General features: G+C 74.5%; 10 protein-coding genes and 1 pseudogene. 7 read left to right on the top strand and 4 right to left on the bottom strand.

Features of this window, described 5'->3' with window-relative positions; all coding sequences use genetic code 11:
- Nucleotides 1-56 precede the first annotated feature (56 nt).
- Entirely contained in the window at nt 57-1,607 is a 1,551-nt protein-coding gene (locus tag AB0K51_RS28930; protein ID WP_363460156.1) for an MFS transporter, read from the bottom strand.
- Nucleotides 1,608-1,995: 388 nt separating this feature from the next.
- Between AB0K51_RS28930 and AB0K51_RS28925 the strand changes: the two genes are divergently transcribed.
- Together AB0K51_RS28925 and AB0K51_RS28920 are read left to right on the top strand one after the other, a co-directional pair.
- A complete protein-coding gene (locus tag AB0K51_RS28925; RefSeq protein ID WP_363460154.1) occupies nt 1,996-2,682 on the top strand; it encodes a ribonuclease HII in 687 nt (228 codons plus the stop codon).
- Nucleotides 2,683-2,841: 159 nt separating this feature from the next.
- Nucleotides 2,842-3,456: a hypothetical protein gene (locus AB0K51_RS28920; protein WP_363460152.1), complete on the top strand. Its 615-nt coding sequence runs from the start codon at nt 2,842-2,844 to the stop codon at nt 3,454-3,456.
- Between the two features lie 209 nt (nt 3,457-3,665).
- On the opposite strand, the pseudogene AB0K51_RS28915 reads toward AB0K51_RS28920, so the two are convergent.
- Both AB0K51_RS28915 and AB0K51_RS28910 read right to left on the bottom strand, forming a co-directional pair.
- Nucleotides 3,666-4,166, bottom strand: a pseudogene (locus tag AB0K51_RS28915) (hypothetical protein); the annotation flags it as partial.
- Between the two features lie 539 nt (nt 4,167-4,705).
- Entirely contained in the window at nt 4,706-6,901 is a 2,196-nt protein-coding gene (locus tag AB0K51_RS28910) for a RecQ family ATP-dependent DNA helicase (protein WP_363460150.1), read from the bottom strand.
- Between the two features lie 205 nt (nt 6,902-7,106).
- Between AB0K51_RS28910 and AB0K51_RS28905 the strand changes: the two genes are divergently transcribed.
- Nucleotides 7,107-8,756 (top strand): DUF4192 family protein, encoded by a 1,650-nt coding sequence (locus AB0K51_RS28905; protein ID WP_363460148.1) that lies wholly within the window; start codon nt 7,107-7,109, stop codon nt 8,754-8,756.
- Between the two features lie 38 nt (nt 8,757-8,794).
- Here the strand turns inward: AB0K51_RS28905 and AB0K51_RS28900 are convergent, their stop codons facing one another.
- On the bottom strand, nt 8,795-10,108 hold the full coding sequence (locus AB0K51_RS28900) for an alpha/beta fold hydrolase (protein ID WP_363460146.1): 1,314 nt from the start codon (nt 10,106-10,108) through the stop codon (nt 8,795-8,797).
- A 1,224-nt stretch (nt 10,109-11,332) separates the two neighbouring features.
- Here AB0K51_RS28900 and AB0K51_RS28895 point away from each other — a divergent pair.
- The 4 genes from AB0K51_RS28895 (at nt 11,333) to AB0K51_RS28880 (ending at nt 17,169) form a co-directional block, all read left to right on the top strand.
- Entirely contained in the window at nt 11,333-13,516 is a 2,184-nt protein-coding gene (locus AB0K51_RS28895; RefSeq protein ID WP_363460144.1) for a glycogen debranching N-terminal domain-containing protein, read from the top strand.
- A gap of 367 nt (nt 13,517-13,883) precedes the next feature.
- On the top strand, nt 13,884-14,642 hold the full coding sequence (locus tag AB0K51_RS28890; RefSeq protein WP_363460142.1) for an NUDIX domain-containing protein: 759 nt from the start codon (nt 13,884-13,886) through the stop codon (nt 14,640-14,642).
- Nucleotides 14,643-14,911: 269 nt separating this feature from the next.
- Complete coding sequence (locus AB0K51_RS28885) at nt 14,912-16,357, top strand: ABC transporter ATP-binding protein (protein ID WP_363460140.1); 1,446 nt, start codon at nt 14,912-14,914, stop codon at nt 16,355-16,357.
- Nucleotides 16,354-17,169: a hypothetical protein gene (locus AB0K51_RS28880; protein WP_363460138.1), complete on the top strand. Its 816-nt coding sequence runs from the start codon at nt 16,354-16,356 to the stop codon at nt 17,167-17,169. The genes AB0K51_RS28885 and AB0K51_RS28880 overlap by 4 nt, the downstream gene beginning before the upstream one ends.
- Nucleotides 17,170-17,227 lie beyond the last annotated feature (58 nt).

Here is a 17,227-nt window from a genome sequence, read left to right as displayed (position 1 = left end):
GGTGCGGGCTGCGAGCCCGCACCACCCCCTCCGAGATGTTCAGCGCTGACGCCGGGTCAGACGGCCAGGCCGGCCGCGCCCTCGGTCGGCAGGTCGCCGGCCTTCGCCTTGATCACGAAGACCGCCGTCACCAGGGCGACCACCGAGAACGCCACGCCCACCACGAAGGCGTGCGAGATGGCGTACGACAAAACGTCGTTGGCCCAGCTGCTGCCGAGCGGGAAGGAACCATTCTGCTGGAGGTAGAGCTTCTGCTCCGGGGTGGCGTTGGCCATGAAGTCCGCCGCCTGCTTCCCGGCCTCGGAGGTCGCCGCGTTGGCGAACACCGTGGTCAGGATCGAGAGGCCGACCGAACCGCCGATCTGCTGCACCGAGTTCAGCAGGCCGGAGGCGGCGCCGGTCTCGTGCGCGGCCACGCCGGCGACCGCCATCAGCATGACCGGGACGAAGATCAGACCCATGCCGAAGCCGAAGGTGACCGTGGGGCCGAGGACACCCGCCACGTAGCTGCTGTCCGCGTTGGTCTGGGTCAGCCACGACAGGCCCACCGTCACCAGCACCGCGCCGCCCGCCATGAACGGCTTGGGGCCGAGCTTGACCTGGAAGGTCGAGGCGAGCTGGGCCGCGATGATGATCGCGACGCTGATCGGCAGGAAGGCCACACCGGCCATCAGCGGGGAGTAGCCGAGCACGCGCTGCACGAAGAGCGTGACGTAGAAGAAGATGCCGAACATGGCCGCGGCCAGGCAGAGCATCATGATCAGGCCGCCGGTGCGGTTGCGGTCGCGGAACAGCTGCAGCGGCGTGATCGGCTGGGCGGTGCGCCGCTCGATCACCACGAAGGCGACCAGCAGCGCCGCGCCGACCGCGAGGGAGGCGATCGTGACGCCGTTGCCCCAGCCCGCCTTCGGGTCGGCGGCGTGGATGAAGCCGTAGACCAGGCTGACCAGGCCGAGCGTCGACGTCAGCGCACCGGGCAGGTCGAAGGTGCCGGGCTGGCGGTCGGACTCGTTGATGTACCGCGGCGCGGCGTAGGCGATCAGCGCGGCGATCGGCACGTTGACGAAGAAGACCCAGCGCCAGTTCAGGTACTCGGTGAGCAGGCCGCCGGCCAGCAGGCCGATCGCGGCGCCGGAACCCGCCACCGCCGAGAAGACGCCGAACGCCCGGTTGCGCTCCGGGCCTTCCTTGAAGTTGGTGGCGATCAGCGCGAAGGCCGTCGGTGAACAGATCGCACCGCCGATGCCCTGCAGCGCACGGGCGGCCAGCAGCATGCCGCCGTTCTGCGCGAAGCCGCCGAGCAGCGAGGCGAGGCCGAACAGCAGCACGCCGACGATGAACACCCGGCGGCGGCCGAGGATGTCGCCGGCCCGACCGCCGAGCAGCAGCAGGCCGCCGAAGGTCAGGGTGTAGGCGTTGATCACCCAGGACAGGTTGGTGGTGGATAAGTGCAGTGCGTCCTGGATGTGCGGCAGCGCGATGTTCACGATCGTCGCGTCGAGCACGACCATGAGCTGGGTGGCCGCGATGACGGTGAGGGTGATCCCCTTGTTCTGGTTCGCCCCACCGGATGGAGCCGTTTTGCTGAGCGTGTCTGAGATAGCCACTGTTGTTCCCCCTGCTGGCTACTGCTGTTTCGGAAGGTGCTTGCGATCCGGGTGAAGCTCGACCTGGCATCGGTCAACGGACCCGTTCACCGAATGCCGGGCGTGGCGGCCGGTCCCCGAGGCGGACGCAGCCGTTCCCGGCGGTGGACGACCGCGTCACGGCCGCCGTGGCGTCCACTCTTGCACTCCCTACTGACATCGCCGATCTCGGGTCCGCACGCGGGGAGTTGACGCAGGTCACCGGGCGCACCCCGACCGCCGCTGCCGCCACGGCGCGGATCGGGACGCGGGCGCCCGCGCCCGGCGGCGTAGGCTGAACGGTGCAGGAGGTGCCACCCGCGGGCAGCCCCCCGCATCGTCACCCAGCCTCACCGAACGGACCGCGCCGATGCCCTACGACCCCCCGACCCACTCGGTCGAGCGTTCGCTGCGCCGGGCCGGAGCGCGCGTGGTGGTCGGGCTGGACGAGGTCGGCCGCGGTGCCTGGGCCGGGCCCGTCATGGTCGGCGCGGCGATCACCGGCCTGCGCCGTCCGCCCGAGGGCCTGACCGACTCCAAGCTGCTCACCGAGCGCCGCCGCAACGCGCTCGCCCCCGTCCTCGCCGACTGGGTCACCGCGTACGCGCTCGGTTCCGCCTCCGCGCAGGAGTGCGACGAGTTGGGGATGACCGCCGCGCTGCGACTGGCCGCCGTCCGCGCGCTGGAGGCACTGCCGGTCGAGCCGGACGCGGTGATCCTGGACGGCAAGCACGACTACCTGGGCGGGCCGTGGAAGGTCCGCACGGTCATCAAGGGCGACCAGTCCTGCGTCTGCGTCGCCGCCGCCTCGGTGCTCGCCAAGGTCGAGCGCGACCGGCAGATGGCGGAACTGGGCGTCGGCCACCCGGCGTTCGCCTTCGAGGAGAACGCCGGTTACCCCTCGCCGGTGCACCGCGCCGCGCTGGAGGAACTCGGGCCGACCGAGCACCACCGGCTCTCCTGGGCCTACCTCGACGCCCTGCCGCGGTGGAGCCACCTGAAGCGGCAGCGCACCCCGGCCGAGGCCGTCGGCGAGCAGCTCTCGCTCGGATTCTGACGGCGTCCGGAGGGCCTTCGGCGGACCGGGTGTTGACGGTTCGTCAGCATTCATCCGACCGTCATCCGGACGTTGTCGCGCCCGGTCGTGTGGCACGCCACACTTCCAACTGGTGGGGTGCCCGTGCGCATCCGACCGGCATTTGATAGACATCCGGGTATGCCTGTCTTCCCCGAGGAGCCGGAGATTCACGAGACGATCCCGGGCCCCGGCGTTCCCCTTCCCCACAAGTCGGACGCACCTGCCCCCCGTATGCCTTCCGCCACCGCCGTCGCCGCGCCCGTCCCGGGTCCCCGACCCGGCCCGCCGCGCCCCGCACCGCCCCGTGCGGACCGGCCCGTTCCCGGACCCCGGCCCGCCGCCCGTCCCAAGCCCGGACCGGCGCCGCGGTCCAACCGCCCGACGGTGGAGCTGTTTTCGGTCTCCGCCGCCGATGCGCTGGACCGCGCCGACGAGGCGGTGGACGCGCTGCTCGAAGCCGGCCGGCTCCCCGGCGACGTGCTGGTCCTGACGGTCGGCGAGGCGCACCCCTGGCAGCAGCACGAGCTGAGCTTCGGCGAGGAGAGCTACTGGGGCCAGCTCGCCGACGGCGGCGACGTGTTCTACGCCGACGCCGCCGCGACCCGTCCGCTGCGGCGCGACGTGGTGGTGCTGGTGGTCAACGAGGGCCGGGCCGACCGGGTCGCCGCGGCGGCGCGCAAGGCGCTGGAGCGGGCCGCCAAGCTGCTGGTGGTCTGCGGCGAATCGGAGATCGTCGGACCGCTGTTCGCCTGATCGTCCGCCGTCTGGCCGCTGGTGGTCTGGCCGCTGGTGGTCTGGCCGTTGGGGGCCGGGTCGGTGGGGGTCTGGCCGTTCACTTGGTCTGACTGCGCTTGGCCTGACTGCTCTTGGTCGGACTGCTCTTGGCCGGCCGGTGGCCGGTCGGACCGCAGGTAGCCGGGTGGCGGGAGTTCGGTGACGGTGTGGAGCGGGCCGAGCGTCCAGGAGCCCGAGTGCGGGTTCCGGCCGCGCCGCCCGTCCCCGATCGACTGCCAGCCGGCCGGCGTGAGCGTCAGGTAGGAGCCGCAGCGCAGGCCGTGCAGTTCGGCGGCCGCGCGCAGTGCCCACATCCAGGCGCCGTCCTGCTCGGTCCAGCCCGGGCGGCCGTCGCGGCAGCGCAGCAGGACCGCGGCGCGGCTGGGCGCGGCGCGCTTCAGGTCGTGCGGAGTGATCCGGCGGAGCTGGGTGAGCAGTGCGTTGCGGTGCTCCCAGCCGTCGCCGAGCTGCGGCCGGACCGCGAAGGAGGCGGAGGCCACCACCCGCTGCTCCGGATCGAGCACCGCGACCACGGTCGTCCCGGGCTTCGGCAGGTGGCGCTGGTGCAGCTCGGTGACGAACTCGCGCGGCGCCCGCAGCAGTGGCACGCCGAGGCCGGTCCAGTCCGCCAGGGCGATCGTCCGCGAGTTGTCGCAGGGAGAAGGACCTCGGTCGATGCCGTTGATCACGGTCCTCCTTCCCGGGCCCGTGACGCCGGAGCGTACGAGCGTATGCCGAAGGCCGGGTCCGACGGACCAGGCTCTGGATACCTTCCAATTCTCAGGTCACAGCGGGTCGAGCGGCAATGATGAAATGACGAACGCCGCCCGAAAGTCGCGCTTCTGCCGGATATGTCCCGCCCCTACGGCTGGGCCGTTCGGCTGATCGGGCGGGAACCGGCGGGTGTACTGGCTGGAACTTTCAGATGTACACGATGCTACCGCCGGGTTCTTCGGGACCTGAGGAGCGGCTCGCGCGCGGATGATCAACGATTCCCCGCCGGCGCCGTTGTCGGGCTTCGGATGGTCACCCCCGCTCGGGTCCCGGGCCCAGCCCTGCGCGTGCCGGTCCTGGGTGCTCGCCCTGTCCCCGGACCGTCAGTCGGTTACTCCGACCGCCCGTCGGCGCCTACACCTCTCCCGGACCGCCAGTCGGCTGCTCCGACTGTTTGCCGGTGCTTCAGCCTCGCCCGGGTCGTCCGCCGGCTCGTCCGGCCGTCCGCCGGTGCTCACCCGCGGACCGCCAGGACGAGGGGGAGTACCGCGGTGGCACCGGCCTGCCGGAGTAGGCGGGCGGCCACGGTGAGGGTCCAGCCGGAGTCCACCAGGTCGTCGACCAGCAGCACCGGGCCGGGGTTCGCGGCGAGGGCCTCGGTCAGCGCGGGCGAGAGGGCGAGCGCGCCCGCGACCGAGCGCAGCCGCTGGGCGCTGTTGCTCCGCGGACCGTGCGGGGGCTGGCCGGTGGCGTACTCGATGCGGCCGAGCAGCGGCATCCGGCCGACCGACGCCAACTGCCCGGCCAGGCTGGCCAGGAGCTCCGGACGGGTGGCGGAGTCCAGCGCGACCACGCCGACCGGTCGGTCCAGGCGCTCGCCGTTCGACCCGGCCGGGCCCGCCCAGCCGCCCGGGCCGCGGGCCCAGTCGGCGACCACGCCGACCAGCGCGTCCAGCACCTCGCGGGGGATTGGGCCATCCGGGGCGCGCTCGTCCAGCAGGGCACGGAGCCGACCACCCCAGCCGATGTCGGAGAGCCGCCCGAGGGCGCGGCCCGGCTCGGCCTGCTGGGTGGCCGGGATCCGGCCCTTCAGCGGGATGCCCAGCGACTCCATCCCGGTCGGCCACATCCGCCTGGTGTCGAAGGAGACACCGGGCCGGCCGAGCGCGGCGCGCGCCGCGTCCAGCGCTTCGGCAGTGACCTCGGGGGAGTGCTTGGGCGGGGCGCACCGGTCGCACCGGCCGCAGGGCGTGGCCTCCGGGTCGTCGAGCTGTCGACGCAGGAACTCCATCCGGCAGCCCTCGGCTGACACGTAGTCACGCATCGCCTGCTGCTCGGCCTCGCGGGCCCGGGCGACCTTGGCGTAGCGCTCCGCGTCGTACTGCCACGGCCGACCTGTGAACTCCCAGCCGCCGCGCACCTTGCGGACCGCGCCGTCCACGTCCAGCACCTTGAGCATCGTCTCCAGCCGGGTGCGCCGGAGGTCCACCGCAGTCTCCAGCGCCGCGGTGGAGAGCGGGCGGCCGGCCTCGGCCAGCGCGTCCAGCGTGCGGCGGACCTGGTCCTCGGCGGGGAAGCCCAGCGAGGCGAAGTACCGCCAGATCGCCTCGTCCTCCCGGCCGGGGAGCAGCAGGACCTCGGCCCGGTCCACTCCGCGGCCGGCGCGGCCGACCTGCTGGTAGTAGGCGATCGGGGAACTCGGTGAGCCGAGGTGGACCACGAATCCGAGGTCCGGCTTGTCGAAGCCCATGCCGAGTGCGGAGGTCGCCACCAGTGCCTTGACCCGGTTCTCCAGCAGCGCCGACTCGGCCTCGCGGCGCTCGGCGTCCTCCGTGCGGCCGGAGTAGGAGGCGACCGGGTAGCCGCGGCCGCGCAGGAACTCGGTGACCTCCTCGGCGGCGGCGACCGTCAGTGTGTAGACGATGCCGGAGCCGGGCAGTTCGGCGAGGTGGTCGGCCAGCCAGGCCAGCCGGTGCGCCGGGTCGGGCAGCGCCATGACGGCCAGGCTGAGACTCTCCCGGTCCAGCGGGCCGCGCAGCACCAGGGCCCGCTCGTCGCCGGCACCGGTGCCGAGCTGCTCCGCGACGTCCGCAGTGACCCGGGCGTTCGCGGTCGCCGTGGTGGCCAGCACGGGGACGCCGGGGGAGAGCTCGGCCAGCATGGTGCGCAGCCGCCGGTAGTCGGGGCGGAAGTCGTGGCCCCAGTCCGAGATACAGTGCGCCTCGTCGACCACCAGCAGGCCGGTGGAGGCGGCCAGTTTGGGCAGCACCTGGTCACGGAAGTCGGGGTTGTTCAGCCGCTCCGGGCTGACCAGCAGCACATCGACCCGCCCGTCGGCGACCTCCTGCTGGATCTCCGCCCACTCCTCCGGGTTGGCCGAGTTGATGGTGCGGGCTCGAATGCCCGCGCGGGCGGCCGAGTCGACCTGATTGCGCATCAGTGCCAGCAGCGGGGAGACGATCACGGTGGGCCCCGCGCCGCGGGCGCGCAGCAGCGCCGTGGCGATGAAGTAGACGGCGGACTTGCCCCAGCCGGTCCGCTGGACCACCAGGGCCCGGCGGCCGTCGACCACGAGTGCCTCGATCGCCGTCCACTGGTCCTCGCGCAGCGCGGCGCTCGGCCCGGCGAGCTCGCGCAGCACGGATTCCGCCGCGGCTCGGACGGCGGCGCGGTCGGCGGGGGTGGTGGGGTGGAGCTCGCGCGTCTGCATGGGGTCATGGATACCGCGCGCGGCGGACAGACCGCGAATGCCGGGCTGTGGATAACTCGACGTCGGTCGGATGAAATACCATGAGAAGGCGGTATCCCGGTGAGGATTGGGCCATTTGCGGGAGCAAATGCTGAACCCCCCGGTTTATCCACAGGGAAGCGGAAATGTCGGCCGGCGGATCGCTTCCGGGGCCAGGCTTCCGGCCATGACCGCAGACGACCGCACCACCACGCCCGCCCCGCTCCCCGGCCACCTCCCGGTCCGGCTGCGCGGCCCGGCCGACATGGCCGAGATGCTCCCGTACCTGTTGGGCTTCTTCCCCGACGACAGCATCGTCGCGGTGGGCCTGCAGGGCCCCGCGCTGGACCAGGGCGGGGTGATCCGGATCGACATTCCGGACGACCCCGCGCACTGGGAGCGCGTTGCCACCGAATCCGCCCGGCTGCTGATCGAGCTCTCCGAGCAGCGAGATCGGCGCCCTGCCCAAGTCCTGCTGTACGTGTGCCGCGATCCCGCCGGGGGAGACCCGGCGCCCGAGGGCGGCCGGGCCGTGCTGACGGCGCTCAGTCCGCTGGCCGGCGCGCTCGCCCGGGCCTTCGAGGCCGAGCAGGTGATCGTCAAGGAGTCGCTGTGCGTCTCCGGCGGTCGCTGGTGGTCCTTCCTGTGCACCGGAGTCGACTGCTGTCACCCCGACGGCACTCCGGTCCGCGCGGCGCACCAACCCAGCCCGCTCGCGGTCGCGGCCACCTACGCGGGGCTCGCCCCGCGCGGCAGCCGCAAGGCGATCGTGGCCGGCCTCGCCGCGGTGGGCCCGCCGCTCGCCGAGGTCCAGCGCCGCGCCCTGGAGGACGCCGGACCGCCGTTCATCCGCGAACTCGCCGGCCCGGGCGGCCGGTACGCCGCGGTCGAGCGCACCGCCGAGCTCCTGGCCAGCGCCATGGCCGAGTTCCGCACCGGAGCACGCGAGCTCGACACCAGGCGGACGGCCCGGCTGCTGGTCGGCTTCCAGGACAAGCTCGGTCGGGACCGCGCCGCCGAGTACGCCGAACCCAACGAACTCGCCGTCGCCCAGCGGCTGTGGCGGTTCCTCATCCAGCGCTGCGTCGACCCCTTCGAGCACCTGGCCGCCCCGCCGATGACCCTGCTGGCCTGGACGTCCTGGCTGGCCGGAGACCTCGCCACCGCGCGGGTCGTGCTCGCCCGCGCCCTGGAACTGGAACCGGACTACACCCTGGCCCAACTCCTCTACGAATCCCTGAACTCCGGCCTCGCCCCGGAGGCCCTGCACCGCATCGTCCGCCGCGAACGAGCCGCCCGCCTGCGCCACCTGCCCGTCCCCCACCACCCGCCGGGCACGGACGGCGAGACCGGACCCGCGACTCCGGATGGCGACGACGCACTGGACCGATCCGACCGGCCTGACCGACCGGACCGGCCTGACCGACCGGACCGATCCGACCGGCCTGACCGGCCTGACCGGCCTGCGGTACCGACCGACCCGGCTGGACCCGCGGTGGCTGCACCTGCCGTGCCCCATACGTCCGCCGCTGCCGTGCCCGACGTGCCAGAGCCTGCGGGTCCCGACGCACCCGAACCCGCTGTGCCTGACGCACCCGAACCCGCTGTGCCTGACACGCCCGCACCGGCTGTGCCTGACACGCCCGCACCGGCTGCGCCCGAAACGCCCGCACCTGCCGTACCCGATCCGTCGGATCCGGCGAGGCCGTGCCCGCCGGGAGGCGTCGCGGCTCGTTCACCCGTGCGCAGGCTGCGCCCGCGCACGCACCTGGTCGAGCAGGCCAGGCACCGCAGCCCCCGCGCGGGGGCCAACCGACACCACCGCAACGGAGGTTGACTGTGCGTAGCCTCGACACCCGGCCGTGCGGGGAGCGGCTAGACCTCGCCGCGCGCCATCCGGATCAGCCGGTCGAGCACCTGGCCGTTGCTCACCCGGACCCCGTCGTGCTCCCACTCGTTGGTGACCCACGTCCGCACCCGGGCCACCGCGTCCGCGGTCTCCAACGAGTGCGCCGTGTCCACGTACATGTCGTCGTGGTACACCGCCGCGTACACGGGCACCCGGTTCGCCGCAAGGCGCTCCAGGTCGTACAGGTCGGGCCAGTCGGTGCGCTCGGCGAGCAGCTGCGCGGTCTCGCGCAGCGGGCGCAGCGCCGGGTCGCTCTCGAACATCCAGGGGTAGATCATCTCGCCGGTGAAAAGCACCGGGCGGTCCGCGGTGAGCGCCGCCTCGGCGTCGAACTCCGGGAACTCCTTGCGCACCCGCTCCGCCGACCAGTCGGTGGCACCGGCGTCCACCGAGCGCTGACCGTAGATCGACTCGTGCAGCACGGCGTAGAGCGGGCCCTGCGCGAAGGAGAGCTGCGCCTGCGCGCCGGCCAGGAAGGTGTCCGAGAGCTCGGGGCCGTCCGGGCCATCCACCCACGCCTCCTCCAGCAGGTAGTGCAGCGCGTAGGAGCCGCTGCCGCTGCCCAGCATCAGGCCGAGCGCCTGGAAGGCGCGGACGGTCAGCGTCCCGCCGTCCGGCAGCGTCGCGGGCCGTTCGGCGAGGTGCGCGGCGATTCGCCGTACCGTCGCCACGTCCTCGGGGAAGCGGGCGTAGTGCCCGGCGTTCTTGCGGGCGACCCGCGGGTAGGCGGCGCGGTAGACCTCGTCCGCCGAGCGGCGCAGCCCGGCCAGGCCACCGGTGACGAACGCCTCTCGCAGTCCCTCCGGGGCCAGCGAGAGGTAGGTCAGGGTGCAGAAGCCGCCGAAGCTCTGACCGAGCAGGCTCCAGGTGCCCTCGGCACCGAGCAGCTGACGGCGGATCAGCTCGGCGTCCCGGACGATCGAGTCGGCCCGGAAGTGCGCCAGGTACGCGGCCTGCTGCCGGGCGTCGCCGCGGCGGGCCAGGGTCTGCCGGGTGGCCGGGGTGGAGCGGCCGGTGCCGCGCTGGTCCAGCAGCAGCACCCGGTAGTCGTCGAGCGCCCGGGTCAGCCAACCATCGCGTCCCAGCGGCCGGTTGGCCTTGCCGCCCGGGCCGCCCTGCAGGTAGACCAGCCACGGCAGCTCGTCGTGCTCGCGACCGGCGGCCACCACCTCGCGGGCGTAGACCTTGATGTGCTCGCCGTCCGGCGCGCCGTGATCCAGCGGGACCCGGAACTGGTGGTCGGTGGTGACGATTCCGGGCAGGCGGTTGCGGGTGGACATGCAACTCCTTGGTGCGAGCTGGTCACAGGTGGGACGCGACACCGACCGCCGGGGTCACCGGTGCGGTCGTCGCCGTCCCCGCACCGTATCCTGACGGCGGACAGGAGCCGCCGGGGGGCGTCCGCCACGTGTGGAGTACCCCGATCGGCACCACGACACAGCGGGCACCGCGAGTGTCGGCCGCAGACCGCCGATCGACCGTCGGCGCGCGGCCGCATCCGACCGGAGGCCCGCCGGACAGGCGTGACCTGGGGCAGGTGTGGTGCGTTCAACCTGCGGAGCGCCGCTACCTGTACCGACACCGCCGGGCTGAACACGGCCCGGCCGACCGTGTCGGGAACCGGCCACGCGTCGTTCGACCCGGCGCGGCCGGACCTCGGGCGGCACTGGCGTCCAGGCCGGGACACCACCCCGGTCCGGGCGGAACACCGGCGGTCCGGGCCCATCCGCGTCGGAGCCGCGTGTCCTGGCGGCAGAGCAGCACTGACCGCTATCGAGCACGCTCACGGTCGGCCGAGCCCCCAGTCGCCGGCCGACCGAGGGGAGGAGAGCCCGGTGACCGACCCAAGGCCACCCCACGCAGCGTCCCATCCGCTGCCGCCCACCAACTCGCCCGCCGGCGACGCCGACGCGTTCACCGGCGCGCAGGCCTCCGCTGTGCCGCCCCGCCCTGCCACGCCTCCGAACCCGTACTCGGCCGCCCCACCCGGCGCACCGTCAGAACCCGCTCCCACCTACCGGACGCCGGGCACCGCCCCCACGGTTCCCCCCACCCCCGGCCACGGAGGCGCGCCCTACGGCACCCCCGGCACCCCGCCCTACGGCACGCCGACCGGTGGACCCCACGGCCCTGGCGGCTCTGGTGGCCCTGGCGGACCGTCACCGTACGGCACCCCGCCGTACGGCACGCCCTCCGGCGGTCCGGGCTACCCGCCGGGCGCCACCCCGCCGTACGGGACACCCGGCAGTGGCGCGGCGTACCCGCCCGGTGCTCCCACCGGCACCACGCCGCCGTACGGCACCACCGTGCCGCCCGGGGCCACCCGCCCCGGACCCGGAGCCGCGCGCGGCGGCCCGGGCGCGCCCCGCCCCGACCACGCGTCAGCTCCGTTTGGCGGCGCAGGCGTTGGTCCGGCCGGAGGCGCCTCGCTCGGTGCCGGCCCGGCCCGACCGGCGGCGCAGCCGACGCCGCCCCGTCCGCAGCCCTCCGCCGCGCACGACGTGATGTGCGTGAACGCGCCGGGCATGGCGGTCTCCGGTCCGGACGGTCAGCTGCGCGGGCAGGGGCTGCACGGCTTCTTCCGGCACGGCGTGCGCACCGTGGCCCGGATGGAGCTGAGACTGGGCGGTATGGAGCCACTGTCGCTGCAGGGCACCCTGACCTCTGCGGCCGCCGCCCGCTTCGTCGGCGCGGTGCGGGTGCCCGGCGACCTCGACCCCGATCCGGCGCTGACCGTGGAACGGCTCCGGCACGCCGACGGCGCGGAGACGGTGACGGTCCGCAACACCGGCGCCCGCCCGGCCCGGCTGCCGCTGGAGATCGCGGTCGGCACCGACCTCGGCCTGCTCACCGACATCGCGGCGGGCCGCCGCTCCGCCGACCTGCCGGGTCAGGTGCAGTCGGCCGGACTCCGTTGGGCCGGCCACGGCCGGGCGGCCAGCGTGAGCGCCCGCCCCTCGCCGCACGCGGTGCTTGCCGGAGCCGGTGTGCTCCGCTGGGACCTGGAGATCCAGCCGGGCGCCCGCTGGTCCGTAGAGCTGCGTGCCGAACTGGAGACCCCGCCCTCGACCGGCCGCCCGCCGACGGGGCGGGGCCCGGGCGTTCCGCTGCCCTGGTCCGAGCCCGAGGTCCGCGCCGACGACCGCCGCGCCGCGCGGCTGGTCAACCGTGCGCTGGACTCGCTCGGCGGCCTGCTGCTCGCCGACGCCGACCGGCCCACCGACCTCTACACCGCCTCGGGCGCGCCCTGGCGGTTCGGTCTCACCGCCGCCGACGCACTCTGGGCAGCCCGGATGGCCCTGCCGCTGGGCACCCGCCTCGCCGCCGGCACCCTCCGCGCGGCGGCCCGCCGCCAACACCTCGCCCCCGCCCCCTCCACCCGTCCGGCGGTCTCCCGCCCGACGCCGCCCGTCGGCGAGGTGCCGCCGCTCTCCGGCGACGGGGCCGGTCCCTCAGCGCCTCAACCGGGCGATCCGGCCAACGGGGTGTCAGTTCCGGCTGCCGCGAACCCGAACGGCGACGGTCCCGCCGCCACGCCGGCTTCGGTACCGGCTCCCGCACCCGCCGCCGCGCCGAGCGGTCAGACGATGGACGGGGTGATCCCCGGACCGCTGCGGCATGGCGGTCCGGAGCTCCCGGCGACCTGCACCGCCACCGAGGCGACCTTGCTGTTCGTCACCGTGCTGGCCGAGGCGTGGCGTTGGGGCCTGCCGCGTGCCGAGGTGGCCGAGCTGCTGCCCGCCGCTGAGCGCGCGCTCGGCGCGCTGAAGGCCGGCGTGGTGGAGGGACCGGACGGACCGGTGGGCTTCGTCACCGACTTCGGTCGCCCCGCCGAGGAACGGGCCGGGCGTCCGGGCGTGGCCAGGTGCGAGGTACAGGCCCAGGCGCACCGCGCGGCACTGCAGGGTGCGGACCTGCTCGAGGCGTTCGACCGGCCCGGTGCGGCGGAGTGGCGCAGCTGGGCGGCGGACCTCCGGGACCGGTTCCGCGAGGAGTTCTGGATCGACGACCTGTCCGGTGGCCGCCCGGCCGCGGCCCTGCTGGCGCAGGACCGGCCGGTGCCGGCGCTCGCCTCCACCCTGGTGCACCTCTTCGACGTCGGCCTGGCCGCCGAGGGCAAGATGCACGAGGGCCTGCTCGACCGCGAACAGGCCCGGCTGCTCGCCCAGCGCCTGGTCACCCCGGAGCTCGACTGCGGCTGGGGCCTGCGCACGCTCAGCGCCAAGTCGCCGCGGTTCAACCCGCTCGGGCATCGCAGCGGTTCGGTGCGGGTGCAGGAGACGGCCCTCGCGGTGAGCGGCCTGGTCGACGCCGGTTTCGAGCGCGAGGCCGAGATACTGCTGGAGGGCCTCCTGGAGGCGTCCGCGCACTTCGACGGCCGCCTGCCCGAGATGTACGCCGGCGAGCAGAAGGTCGCCGACTGCCCGCCGGTGCCCCACCCGGCCGCGTGCCGCCCGGCCGCGGTCTCCGCAGCCGCCGCGGTGCACCTGGTCCTCTCGCTGGCAGGCGTCCGGCCTGACGTCCCGTCAGGTCGGGTGGTGACCCGCCCGGCGAGCACCGCCCCACTCGGCGAACTCCAACTCACCGGCCTCCGAGTCGCAGGCGAACCCTTCTCGGTCCGGGTCAGCCGGATCGGCGTCGCGGTCGTGGAGGAGGCGGCACCGGCACTGCAACTCGCCGCACGCTAGCCGCCCGGGCCGGGCGCCGCGCCACCCTGCGGCCCGACCACCCGCCACCCTCCGGCCGTCGCCGCCCCACGCCAGGGTCCGACTGCGCGGCGGCCCACACCCGTCCCAGTGTCCGCCGACCCCAGCCATCCGTCCGTTCCGGCATCCGCCCGTTCCAGTGTCCGCCCGCCCCGGGGCCCGCCGACCCCCGTGTCCGTCCGCCGCCCCTCGCGTCCGCGCGTCGCCGCGCGCCTGCCCCTCGCGCCCGCCCCCTCTCGCCCCCTCTCGCTCCCTCGCGCCCCGCATCCCGCGTGCGGGAATCGCGTCCGGTGGGCCCGCAAGGCCGTGGTCTGTGATTATCGTCAGAGAGACGACTAAGATCAGCGCCATGTCGCGTTATGACCCGTCAGCCTTCCCCCCGTTCGCAGTCACGGTTGACCTGGTCGTGCTGACGGTGCGCGAGCACGCGCTGTGCGCGTTGCTGGTGAAGCGCGGCGAGGCCCCGTTCAAGGGGTACTGGGCGTTGCCGGGCGGGTTCGTGCGCCCGGACGAGGGCCTGGCGGAGGCGGCGTCCCGTGAGCTGGCGGAGGAGACCGGGCTGCGCGCGCAGTCGGCTCCCGGCCAGCCGGTGGCCGGCCAGACCCCGGCGGGTGCGCACCTGGAACAGCTGGCCACGTACGGCCACCCCCAGCGTGATCCCCGGATGCGCGTGGTGAGCGTGGCCTACCTGGTGCTCGCCCCCGACCTGCCGACCCCGCGTGCGGGCGGCGACGCCAGCAGTGCCCGCTGGGCCCCGGTGGGCGAACTGCTCAACCAGGCCCCGGTCGACGGCATGCCGCTCGCGTTCGACCACGGCCAGATCCTGGCGGAGGGCGTGGAACGCGCCAGGTCGAAGATCGAGTACTCCTCGCTGGCGACCGCCTTCTGCCCGCCCGAGTTCACCGTCGGCGAGCTGCGCCGGGTGTACGAGGCGGTCTGGGGCGTGGTGCTGGACCCCCGCAACTTCCACCGCAAGGTCACCGGTACCCCCGGCTTCCTCCTCCCCTCCGGCGGCACCACCACCCGCCAGGGCGGCCGCCCGGCCCAGCTCTTCACGGCCGGCGGCGCGACAGTCCTCAACCCCCCGATGCTCCGCCCGGAGGCCTGACCGGCACCTCGACCGGAGGCCTGACCGAAGGCCTGGGGCCCCGGGGCTGCGCCACCGCCCCCGACTGCGCTGCGGCGGACGGCTGGTGACGGTCCGTGAGATTCGCGCCAGGGACCCGGTGGTGGTGTCCCCTGTTCGGGTGAGGTCGGCGCTAACACCGCCCACGACCCATCCGGAATGCCCGGTTTCGTCGGCTCCGCACCCTACTGTGCTGGCTCAGGAACGGCGGACATCCTCCGGTCTGCGAGCGGTCGAGGGAGCGGGCGACGATGATCCAGATCACCGGACTGACCAAGGTCTACCGACGGGCGCGCCCTCCTGCGGTACTCGACCTGACGTTCGACGCTCGGCCGGGCATGGTCACGGCGTTGCTCGGCGACGAGGGCGCGGGCAAGAGCACCGCGCTGAGGCTGATGGTGGAACTGGAGCGCGGTCACGGGATCACGCTGTTCGACGGCCGCACCTACCGGCGGATCCGTCGGCCGGAGCGGGAGGTCGGACTGCTGCTGCCGTCGGGGCGTCCGGAGGCCGGGCACCCGGGGCTGCGCGCCCGTGCGCACCTGCGGATGCTGGCCGGTACCGCCGGAGTCCCGGCGAAGCGGGCTGACGAACTGCTGGAGCAGACCCGGCTGGCGGCAGTCGCCGACCACCGGATCGGCACCTTCTCACCGGGCATGCACCGCCGCCTGGCACTGGCCGCCGCCCTGCTCGGCACGCCTTCCGCGCTACTGCTGGACGCCCCGACCGAGGGCCTGTCACCACGGAACGAGGAGTGGTTCCACGCCTTCCTGCGGTCCTTCGCGGTGGCCGGCGGCACCGTCCTGCTGACCACCCGGTTCCCGCAGGAGGCCGCCACGCTCGCCGACCGGGTGGTCACCCTCGATCAGGGCCGGTTGGCGGCGGACCAGCCCGTGGTGGAGTTCCGCCGCACGCGGTTGCACCCCGAAGTCGCGGTCCGCGGCCCGCAGATGTCCCGGCTCGCGGACCTGCTGACCGGCCAGGGCGCCCAGGTCAGGCGGGACGGCGGCGCAGGTCTCGCGGTCAGCGGCATCGGCCGGACCGAGATCGGCGAACTCGCCTACCGCAACGGCATCCTGCTGCACGAACTGGCCGACAAGGTGGTGGAGCGCCCGGTCTCCTACCCGGCCACGCTCCCCGCCGGCTCCGGCCGCTCCGGCCAGGTGCGGATCCGTACGACCCGTCAGGAGCCGGACGACGCCGCCCGATCAACGGCCCCGGACCTGCGCCCGGTCACCGCCCAGCCCCGCCCCGCCGGCGTCGCCCGCCCGACCACCCCCGACCCCGACCACTACGGCGAGCCCGACCGCAACGACCGTAGCCACAACGACGAGCACCGGCCGAAGACGTCCGAGCCGCCCCACCGCCCGCTCGATCACCGTGGCCTGCAGGCCGGCCGCTGGGCCGCCGCCGCGCTGGCCCCAACCGCCACCGCCCCAACTGCCAACGCCCCGGCCGTCCCCACACCCGCGCCCGCCGCGCCCACCGCGCTCGACGCCGAGCACCTCGCCACCACCCCCACCGACGCCGAACTGCTGGCGGCAACGCCGGGCGTACCCGCCCCGCAGGCGTCGGTGCCGCAGCCCGCGAATGTCCCCGCGCCCCCGGCGCCTGCCGCCGCCGAACGCGGGGCGGGCGACCACGGTGCCTCCCGGCTGCGCGCCCTCGGTGCCGGCCACCCGAACGAGAGCGAGTGAAGACCGTGCGCGTGATGGCGTGTGAGGTGCGGCGGCTGCGCGGAGTGCGCTCGACCTGGGTGCTGCTCGTCGCGGCGCTGCTGGTGGACGCGGCGGTGGCGGCCGTGCTGGCCCGGCAGGCACCGGCAGAGGAATTGACGATCAGTCAGGCTCTGCGCAGCGTGGCGGCGGTGGTGCCGGTACTGCCGCTGCCGGTCGCGGCGCTCGCCTCGGCCGCCCTCGGCGCGCTCTGCTACGGCCATGAGCTGCGCTGGCCGGGCCTGGCCGCCTCGCGGGTGACGTTCGGTCGGCGGTTGCGCGCGCTCGCGGCGAAGGCGGCGGTGGTGGGCGTGATGTCCGCTTTGCTTGCGGTGGTCACGCTGGTGGTGGACGCGCTGGTGGTGCGGCTCGCGCTGCCCGCGGGGGTGTCGGCGGCCCCGTTGCTCGACCCGGCGGGGCTGTCCGCGGCGCTGGAGCGCGGTGGGATCGGCCGTCCGCTGCTGGGGTTCCTGGGGCTGGTGGTGGTGAGCGGTTGGGTCGGCCTGCTGGCGACCTCACTGGTCCGCAGCGCGACGGCGGGCTTCCTGCTGACCTGCGCGCTGCCCGCCGCCCTGGAGCCCACCGCCGGGCTGGTGCTGCACCGGGCGGGACGCGACTGGCCGCTCTGGGGCCGTGAGTTGATGCCCTTTCAGTACGGTCTGAACTGGGTCCGCGGCACCGCGGGCCGGGCGGCCGCCGCGCTGGACGGGGTGGTGATCGCCGCGGTGCTCGTCCCGGCCGTGCTGCTGGTGCTGGCCGCCGTCCTCGCCCAACTCCGCCGCCGCTCACTCTGACCCAACTCCGCCGCCGCTCACTCTGACCCCGGTCCCCCCGAGAGCCCCACCCCGGCCG

This window comes from Kitasatospora sp. NPDC049285, assembly GCF_040678815.1.
Taxonomy (GTDB): domain Bacteria; phylum Actinomycetota; class Actinomycetes; order Streptomycetales; family Streptomycetaceae; genus Kitasatospora.
This window is presented reverse-complemented; position numbering and strand designations above follow the sequence as displayed.